Origin of the sequence: Lacinutrix sp., assembly GCF_023299985.1 — a bacterium.
Taxonomy (GTDB): Bacteria; Bacteroidota; Bacteroidia; order Flavobacteriales; family Flavobacteriaceae; genus Lacinutrix.
In genome coordinates this window covers 21530-31131 of the sequence record NZ_JALZVX010000122.1, presented here as the reverse complement: position 1 = coordinate 31131, position 9602 = coordinate 21530, and the positions used below count along the sequence as shown (strand labels likewise).

6 protein-coding genes are annotated in these 9602 nt (G+C 31.7%); 2 read left to right on the top strand and 4 right to left on the bottom strand.

Features of this window, described 5'->3' with window-relative positions:
- Positions 1-248: 248 nt before the first annotated feature.
- A complete protein-coding gene (locus Q0C58_RS06395; RefSeq protein WP_290698956.1) occupies positions 249-1454 on the bottom strand; it encodes a porin in 1206 nt (401 codons plus the stop codon).
- A 395-nt stretch (positions 1455-1849) separates the two neighbouring features.
- On the opposite strand from Q0C58_RS06395, the gene Q0C58_RS06390 reads away from it, so the two are divergent.
- On the top strand, positions 1850-2209 hold the full coding sequence (locus tag Q0C58_RS06390) for a nicotinic acid mononucleotide adenyltransferase (protein WP_290698954.1): 360 nt from the start codon (positions 1850-1852) through the stop codon (positions 2207-2209).
- A gap of 72 nt (positions 2210-2281) precedes the next feature.
- Here the strand turns inward: Q0C58_RS06390 and Q0C58_RS06385 are convergent, their stop codons facing one another.
- On the bottom strand, positions 2282-3451 hold the full coding sequence (locus tag Q0C58_RS06385) for a multidrug transporter (RefSeq protein WP_290698952.1): 1170 nt from the start codon (positions 3449-3451) through the stop codon (positions 2282-2284).
- Positions 3452-3489: 38 nt separating this feature from the next.
- Entirely contained in the window at positions 3490-6279 is a 2790-nt protein-coding gene (locus Q0C58_RS06380) for a TonB-dependent receptor (RefSeq protein ID WP_290698950.1), read from the bottom strand.
- A gap of 178 nt (positions 6280-6457) precedes the next feature.
- Between Q0C58_RS06380 and Q0C58_RS06375 the strand changes: the two genes are divergently transcribed.
- Positions 6458-7798, top strand: a complete 1341-nt coding sequence (locus Q0C58_RS06375; protein WP_290698948.1) for a deoxyguanosinetriphosphate triphosphohydrolase — start codon at positions 6458-6460, stop codon at positions 7796-7798.
- Here the strand turns inward: Q0C58_RS06375 and dxs are convergent.
- A complete protein-coding gene (gene dxs / locus Q0C58_RS06370; protein ID WP_290698946.1) occupies positions 7795-9567 on the bottom strand; it encodes a 1-deoxy-D-xylulose-5-phosphate synthase in 1773 nt (590 codons plus the stop codon). The two genes, Q0C58_RS06375 and dxs, sit on opposite strands and share 4 nt — an antisense overlap.
- Positions 9568-9602: the final 35 nt, after the last annotated feature.

The window sequence follows — 9602 nt, the reverse complement described above, 5'->3', positions numbered from 1 at the left end:
CCAATAAAAATACCTAAACTAGCAACTATCATAATAGTTCGCATAGAAATGGCTTTGGATCCAATGGCAGAGTTTAAGAAATTAATCGCGTCATTACTAACACCAACTACAATATCTGCTACTGCTAGAATTGTAATGGCAATTAACATAAATAAGTAAATATTATCCATAGTCTTTAATTAATTTAAGTTTACAAATATCAATAGTGATATTGAGTGTTATGTTATCTAAATGTTATTATTTAGTTATTAGAAATGAATATCAAAACCAATTCTAAAGGTAATATTGTCTTCGTTTCCATCAACAGTTGTGTAGCTTATGTCGCTTTGTACTTTTAGCTTGTGTCCAACTATATATCTTGAAGCACCTAACGTGTACTGTTCTTCAGGAAGTCTTCCAGTAATAGTTTCATAATCTACCGTTGTAAATCGTCCAGCTATTTCATAGTTGCTTTTAAGCATATAACCAGCCTGTAAGTTTAAAGCGTTACCAGTTAAAACAATATCACCTGTTGGAGTAATACCATCTAAATCTACTGCAATTTCATTTTCAGCGCTACGTTTTGCATATTCTCCCATAAAAGAGAAATTTTTGTATTTAAACATGACATCTGCAAATACAGTAGTTTGGTTAGTTTCATAAAGTGATCCATCGCTACGAAATAGATAGTCACCAGCAAAACCTCTTTCTCTAACTGCATCTTCGTTAAAATTATAAGTAAGGCCAACCATTAACTTAGGTGTTTCTTCTTTTTTTATTGCTGCCTGTACATAATCGCCTTTAGATTTAAAAGCACCAAAAGGTAAAAATTCCACACGTGCAGTATATTGTAAACCACCTTCATTTCCTTCGGAAACGTTACGTCCTTCACCTTGAGTAATTGCTATTTTTTCACGCATTAAAAAATTACCACCTAAGTTAGATTTATGACGTAATTGTAAACCCAAATCACGATCTATATTAAAACGACTATTTAATAACGAACGGTCTATTAATTGAAGATTAGCAGAAGATACTACACGCTCTACGTTACCAGGAAGTTTTGTTTGTCCTGCCCAAAGTTCCCAATTATTAGCAAACTGCCACATAATAACTGCATCTAGAATTATACGTGGTGTGTTTCTATTAAAATCATTAGCTCCAGAAACATCTCTATTAGAGAGTCCTAATTCTAGCTTATATTTTAATTTAGGACTGTATGCAAAACCATCAAATTTTAAACGTGCACGACGTACAATAAAATTGTGTTCTGGGCTGTCGTATTGGTTTCCATCATGATCCCAAGAAGACATAGAGCGCACTTGAAAACGAGGTGCGAATTTTACACTAAAAGAGCTGTCTTTAGCTGTAAAGTTAATTAAGCCTTTTCCGAAAGAAGTGTCACTAATTTCTTGAGCGTTTGTTGAAATGTAAGCGCATAGCAATAATGCAGTAAGGGTAATTTTAAGTTTCATTATAAGTATTAGTTTTTTGTCGATACAAATAACCGATTTTAATGTTAACTTAATGTTTCTAAATGATTAATTTTGAGTGATTTTTTAATTAAAAAAAGACTGCTTTGGCCTAAAGCAGTCTCATTAGAAATCACAATAATGTAGTCGACAAAAACTAATAGATTATATGAAATACTAATTGTTTTGTCTTAAGACCTTACAAAGATGGTTAATGAATTTAAACTTAATGTAACCCTAATATTAAGTAATTATTAAGCTTTTTATGTTAAAGTTTCATTGTTAATAAGTTAGTAAACAACTATTTATATATTCAATGTTAATTTAATGTTACGTAATAGTTGCTTAAATGTTATGTAACTCTTATCTTTATGGTTGTAATGTTAAAACCCATAATTATGAAAAAATCAATTTTATTCTCAATTGCCTTTTTAATTGCTGTGGCAACTTTCGCCCAAGAAAAGCGAGATTTAAAACTTAACAAAGACACTAATTTAATTGGAGTTGTTTATTATCATGACAATGGAGTTGTAAGCCAAACTGGTGCTTACACTACAGATGGTAAATTACAAGGAGAGTGGCTTAGTTATAACACACAAGGCAAGAAACAAATTTCAGCAAATTATGATAATGGTAAAAAAGTCGGCAAGTGGTTCTTTTGGAATAAAACCACTCTTAAAGAAGTAGATTATAACAATAACGTTATTGCTAATGTTAGCGAATGGGAAATAAAATTTCCAGTTGCCAATAGCAATTAGAGTATTGAAATTAAAGAATTAAAAAAGCATCTTCATTATGAAGATGCTTTTTTGTTTTAGACTATTTTATATTTATTCTACAGTCCAACCTGTGCTCCAAGAAGAGTAGTTAGTTCCAGTTCCATTTCCATCACCAGAGATAAAATCTGATTCAGTAAATGTTTCGCCTGTATCGTTTTTCAATTTTAAAGTAACATCGGTAAATAAAACATCTGTAACTTGTAAATTGTTACTTAAAACACCAGCTCCAGTTGGTGAGTCTCCTTGGTCTCCATCAAGGTCAAAACCTTCAGCAAATCCTTGAATAGAAATATTATTAAAGATGCCTTGCGTTCCAGCTCTTAATCTAATAGCTTCGTTTCCAGTGGAAGATCCATTTCCTATTATTGTTAAATTATTTACAGTAGGCTTAGACCAAAAAACAGGACTTGAGTTATTTCCTATATCTGTATTAAATCCATCTGCTTCAATACCTTTATCGTGATCTGTACCATGCTTAACGTAAGCATTTGTAATAATTCCAGTGTAACCTTCTGTCCAATCTATGGAATCATCTTGAGCGTTTACTACAGAAACGAAATCTACATTTACTGTACCTCCAAAAAATTCAATACCATCATCTTTACCTTCAAAGGCTTGAATGTATTCTACTAATGTTCCGTTTCCTACAGCGTAAAATGAGAACCCGTTATTTTCAGACTGTCCATCTGCAGAACCACCAGAATATTCAATTCTCATATAACTAATAGATCCAGAGTCGTCTCCAGCATCAGTTCCACCATAAGGTAAACTTGCAATTTCCGAAGTTGATGTAGAAGATCCAGAAACAGAATTAATAGGAGCTCTACCTAAAACAATTAATCCTCCCCAATCTCCAGCTTCTGGATTAGATGCGTTAGACGTTAGTACTATTGGATTAGCAGCAGTACCTAAAGCATTTATTTTTGCACCTTGAGAAATGGCAATGTAGACATCGCTACCTTGTGCCAAAGCTTTAATTGTTGTTCCAGCTGGAATTGTTAGTGTTGTTCCAGAGGCCATAATTAATGAGCCGTTTAGTGTGTAATCTGTTCCAGCTTCTAGAGTTAAGTTACTAGTAAAGGTTCCAGAAATTGTAGTTCCTGTTGAACCTGTGTTTCCAGCATTATTTATATTTAATATAACATCTGCTGTATCGTCTGTAGAACATGCTGTAAATAGCATTGAGGCTATGGTTAAGCCAAATAATAAATTACGTTTCATAGTTTAAATTTTTAGTTTACTGTTTTTTGATTTTTTTTTTAAAATTTATATTTTAATTGAAGGCTTAAATCCATACCTCTCTTGTATTCTGAAAGTGTAATATCTCCAAAAGAAGTTTTTTCTCTTACACGTTTAATACTTGGGTCCAATAGATTTTTAGCACTTAAATTAACTTCGAAGTTTGATTTTATTTTGTTTCTCCAAACAAAATCTAAAGTAGGAATTCCTTTTTCAATAATATTTCCTAATTGTCCAGAACCTAAAGCTGATATTCTATCTGAAAAATAAGAAAATACTAAGTTTGCAGTAGGTTTAAAGTTTTCGCTAATAGTTGGTGTATAGCTTATATCTGCATTTATTAATAAAGGTGAAGCACCTTGCAACTCATCTTTTCTATCTAAAGTTGAAGAATATAAACCTGTAGAACTTTTTAAATCTTGCTCTGTATGCATATAGGCAACATTTAATCCGGCTGATAATATTGCGTCTTCATCTGCATTTTGTAAAATCGTTTTTCTTGCTTCTAATTCTATACCAATAATAGAGGCTTTATCTCCTGTTCTAAAATAACGTTGCGTACCTGTAGCATCATTAGCAATAACTAAGTTTATTGGATCATTAATTTGTTTCGCAAAAACAGAAACAGCGAATAATTCTGCTCTTGACATAAACCATTCATATTTAAAATCTACATTATAAACAGTAGAGAATGATGGATTATTTAATAAGTCTGGATTACCACCAATACGTTGTGCAACACCTTCGTAAACAAAAGGAGCCATTTCTTTAAACTCTGGAGTAGAAATCGTTTTACTTGCAGAAAAGCGTAAATTTTGGTCATCATTTAAAGCGTATTTAATACTTAAACTTGGTAAAAAGAATGTGTTTTCTGTTTCTCTAAAACCAGGCTCGTTTGCAGGTAAATTAATAACATCGTAAACAATGCTTTGCTCAAAAGATTCTATTCTTGCACCAGGTACAAATAACCATTTATCTCCAAATTTTAATTCTGCATTTGCATAACCAGCAAAAATATTTAATTTCCCAGAATAAGTATTTTCTGGAGCTCCTGGAGCATTAGTATTACCATATTCTGGAACAGCTGCATTAATAACTTTAATGTCGTAAAGGCCATTATTATTTAAGTTAAGATTACCTAAATTAAATATGCTGTTTAAGTTATTTGGATTTGAAATAGTGGTATTGCTATCTACAATATCGTAACCGTAGCGAATGTTTTCGAAATCACGCGTTTTTGATCTTCCGTTTAAACCAAAATTTAATTTCGTGTTTTCATTTAAAGTGTAGGCTAAATTTAAACGACTGTTTAATTCTTCATCTTCAATGTCTTGAAAATAACGTTGGTTATCAAAATCTACATTATTAAAAAAGATAGCATTTGTTGATGCGTCGTTATCTAAAGAAAATTGATAGTTTTCTAAACTGAAACGCTTTCTGTCTGGCTCATGAGCATTTACTCTATTGTAACCAATGGCCCAATCTAATTCTAGATTATCAAATTCATGATTACCAAGTATTTGATTAACGTAAATTAAATCTTGATTAAACTGAATGTTTTGCTGGTAGAAACCTATTTCATCGTTTACTAATGACTGTGCATCTCTATTAAAGCCGTTTCCGCCAATACCATAGTATCCAACTTCATCTGAAGAACTATTAATAAACATCGCGTTAAACTTTAAGGTATTGTTGTTATCAATTCTATAATTAACATTCAATAGCGCAGTTGTAGTTGTTGAATATTCAAATTCTTCAGACTCTGGAAATATTTTGTTAAAAACAGTAGAGAAATCTACTACTTTTCCTTTTCTATATTCATAATCATTATCAAAAGATGTAGTAGCAAATAGACTTAGGCGTGAACCGTTTTCAAAATTAAAAGATTTACCTCCAGAAGCTCCATAACTTACGTTTATTGGAGAATTAACATTTACAGGATCTACACCGTGTGATAGAATAACAGCAAATGGATTGTGGGCATATCTACCATAATACCCAAAATATCCAGAACCTTCATTCCTTACAAAGTTTTGTCCTACAGCTCTGGTGTTTATTCCTGATCCAGTAGTAATATCAAAGAAACCTTTTCCTTTGTAGTTTTTAGAAGTAATATCTACATTTCCAGCAGCAAAATCACCATAAAACTTAGACGAATATGCTTTACTTATTGAAACGTTTTCTATTAAATCTGAAGCAAAAAGATTTAAATTAATATTCTTTTTATTAACGTCGTTAGATGGTAATGCTAGTCCATTTAGAGTAGTATTTAAATAACGATCTCCTAATCCGCGAACATATACATTACTAGAACCTTCTTGTTTAGATACTCCAGAGATTTTAGCAACTGCTCCAGCAGCATCACTAACGCCTTTTCTGGATAGTTCGTCTGCACCAATACTTTGCTTAATCTCTGCGGCTTTCTTTTGGTCTAGCAATAGAGCAGTTTCGCTTTCACGTTTTGTTGTAGTTTGTATTACTACTTCATCTAAGGAAGCAGTGCTTGAGGCTAAAGAAACTTCTATTACTTTATCTTCTCCTGCAATTATAGTAACTGGAATACTTTGCGATTTGTAACCTATAAAACTTATAGTTACTGTGTAATTTCCAGATTCTAGATTAGAAATAGAGAATAATCCGTCAAAATCTGAAGTGGTGCCTTTAGAAGTGCTTTCTATAGAAATATTTGCCTGAGGCATAGACATATTGTTAAAATCTTTGTCTAAAACTTTACCTGATAAAGAACCAGTGTTTTGAGCCATTGAAAATAACGAAGTGAATAATAAAATAGTTAGTGAAAATTGTTTCATTTTTTGTTTTAATTTCTTTGCACAAAGAAACTATGGACTTGTAAAGTTTAGGTTAACTAGGTGTTAAACCTATTTCATTAAAAGGTTAGATAAATGTTACCTAAACGATTCTTAATTTTAATTTGGAAACATTAAATTAACATGAGTTTGTTATCTTGCAGTCACTTAATACTATACTATGAATTGGGAACAACTACTTTCTCTAAAACGTTTTGGTGATACAAATAAAAGATTAAGAAAAGAACAAGACGAAACACGTTTAGGTTTCGAAGTTGATTACGATCGTATTATTTTTTCTTCAGAATTTAGAAGCCTTCAAGACAAAACACAGGTAATACCATTATCTAAAACAGATTTTGTACACACACGTTTAACGCACAGTTTAGAAGTTAGTGTTGTAGGTAGGTCTCTAGGAAGACGTGTTGGCCAAAAATTATTAGAAAAACATCCGCATTTACAAAGTATTCATGGTTACCAAACTCATGATTTTGGAGCAATAGTTGCAGCAGCAGCATTGGCTCACGATATAGGAAATCCACCTTTTGGACACTCTGGAGAGAAAGCTATAGGTGAGTTTTTTAAGTCTGGTAAAGGAAAAAAACATAAGTTGAAATTAGGTAAAAAAGAATTTCAAGATTTATGTGATTTTGAAGGAAATGCTAATGGATTTAAAATTGTAACAGAAAGTAGAGATGGTAGAGAAGGAGGTTTGCGTTTAAGTTATGCCACATTGGGAGCTTTTATAAAATACCCAAAAGAGTCTTTACCTAAAAAACCAACTAAGCATATTGCAGATAAAAAGTATGGGTTTTTTCAGAGTGAAAAAGATGCTTTTAAAGATGTAGTTCAAGAATTAGGATTAGAGAAAAGAAGTGAGAAAGATATTAGCTATGCAAGACATCCTCTAGCCTTTTTAGTAGAAGCTGCAGACGATATTTGCTATACAATTATAGATTTTGAAGATGGTATTAATCTAGGTCTAATACCAGAAGCCTTTGCCTTAGAGTATCTAATAAATTTAGTTAGAGATAAAATTAAAACTAAAAAATATCACGCACTTTCTAATACAGAAGATCGTGTAAGTTATTTAAGAGCTTTAGCTATTGGAGCTTTAATAGATGAAGCTATAGACATGTTTATGAAAAATGAAGAAGCCATTTTAGCAGGAACTTTTAGTGAAGCATTGTTAGATAAAAGTAAATATGAAGCTCAAATTAATGACATTATTAAATTAAGTGTTGAGAAAATTTACCAATCTACAGAAGTTTTAGATAAAGAAATTGCTGGATATGGTGTTTTAAACACTTTATTAGAAACCTACACTAATGCTGTTAATAATTGTTACGATAATACGGCTTCTAATTATGACAAATTAATTTTAAAAAGCCTTCCAAAAACAATTAATACGAATCAAGAAAGTTTATACGAAAGGCTTTTAAATGTTTGCCACTACATCTCTCTATTGAGTGATAGTCAAGCGATTATTCAATATAAAAAAATAAAAGGCTTTAGTATTTAATCTAGCTTTTCTAAAATAAAAGCTAAGATACTTTTTACATCCAAACCAACAGATTCATGTAATTCGGTAACAGTGCCATGTTCTATAAAAGTATCTGGAATGCCTTTAATATAAATATTATTTTTATAGTTATGCTCCGCAGCAAACTCTAAAATAGCACTACCAAAACCACCTTTTATTGCATTGTCTTCAACTGTTATAATGGTATTGTGTGTTTTAAAAATAGTATGAAGTAAGTTTTCATCAAGAGGTTTAATAAAACGCATATCGTAATGCGAAATAGTCTTTAATTTTTTAGATAATCCAATCGCTTTTTCTATTGTATTCGCTGAGGTTCCTATAGTTAAAACTACTAAATTTTCACCTTGTTTTATTATTTCGGCTTTACCAATTTCAATCTTAAAAAATGGTTGTTTCCAATCGATTATAGTACCACGCCCACGAGGATAACGAATAGCAATTGGGTGCTTTAAACCTAGTTGAGCAGTGTACATAATGTTTCGTAATTCAATTTCATTTCTAGGCGCAAAAATAATTAAGTTTGGAATACAGCGTAGATAACTAATATCAAAAACACCATGATGTGTGGCACCATCTTCGCCAACTAAACCAGCACGATCTAAACAAAAAATTACAGGTAAATTTTGGATAGCAACATCATGTATAACTTGATCGTAAGCACGTTGTAAAAAAGTAGAATAAATGTTACAAAATGGAAATATACCTTGAGTTGCCATTCCAGCTGCAAGTGTTACGGCATGTTGCTCTGCAATACCTACATCGAAAGCGCGCTCAGGAATTTCTTCCATCATATACTTTAAAGAGCTTCCAGTAGGCATAGCAGGTGTAATGCCAATAATATTTTTATTCTGTTTTGCTAATTCTACAATAGTATGTCCAAAAACATCTTGAAATTTTGGAGGCAGAACAGTTTCAGTTTTGTCATACAAATCTCCAGTTTTAGCATTAAATTTTCCAGGAGCATGATAAGTAACTTGGTTCTCTTCTGCTTGGCGTAAACCTTTGCCTTTTGTTGTAATTACATGTAGAAATTTTGGGCCTTTAACTGTTTTTAATCGTTTTAATTCCGAAATTAAAAGCGGTAAATCGTGTCCGTCGATAGGACCAGAATAATCGAAGTTTAAAGCTTCAAAAATATTATCTTGTTTTTGGGTTCCCTTTTTAACGTTTGTTAAATATTGTTTTAAAGCACCAACACTAGGATCAATACCAATGGCATTATCATTTAAAATAACGAGCAAGTTACAATTTGTAACTCCTGCGTGATTTAAGCCTTCAAAAGCCATTCCGCTAGCAATAGAAGCATCACCAATTACTGCAATATGCTGCTTTTTAAAATCGCCTTTTAATTTGGAAGCTATAGCCATTCCTAAAGCTGCAGAAATGGAAGTAGAAGAATGTCCAACACCAAAACTGTCAAATTTACTTTCGTTACGTTTTGGAAAACCACTAATACCATTTTTCTGCCTATTAGTATGAAATTGTTTTTTCCTTCCAGTTAATATTTTATGTCCATAAGCTTGATGGCCAACATCCCAAATTAATTCGTCTTTGGGAGTATTAAAAACATAATGTAATGCGATTGTTAATTCTACAACACCCAAACTTGAACCTAGATGACCTGCTTTTGCGGCCACTGCTTCAATAATAAATGTGCGAAGTTCTTTTGCTAAAAAAGGGAGTTTTTCTTTTTTTAACGTTTTTAAAGACGCAATATAATCTATATCATTTAATGATTGATTTTGCATTATTTAGATTGTTTAAAATGTAAAATTATTGAGAA

Excerpts from the sequence above, each read along its gene's own strand:
- Q0C58_RS06395 (WP_290698956.1), bottom strand. The coding sequence starts at position 1,454 with ATGAAACTTAAAATTACCCTTACTGCATTATTGCTATGCGCTTACATT.
- Q0C58_RS06390 (WP_290698954.1), top strand. The coding sequence starts at position 1,850 with ATGAAAAAATCAATTTTATTCTCAATTGCCTTTTTAATTGCTGTGGCA.
- Q0C58_RS06385 (WP_290698952.1), bottom strand. The coding sequence starts at position 3,451 with ATGAAACGTAATTTATTATTTGGCTTAACCATAGCCTCAATGCTATTT.
- Q0C58_RS06380 (WP_290698950.1), bottom strand. The coding sequence starts at position 6,279 with ATGAAACAATTTTCACTAACTATTTTATTATTCACTTCGTTATTTTCA.
- Q0C58_RS06375 (WP_290698948.1), top strand. The coding sequence starts at position 6,458 with ATGAATTGGGAACAACTACTTTCTCTAAAACGTTTTGGTGATACAAAT.
- dxs (WP_290698946.1), bottom strand. The coding sequence starts at position 9,567 with ATGCAAAATCAATCATTAAATGATATAGATTATATTGCGTCTTTAAAA.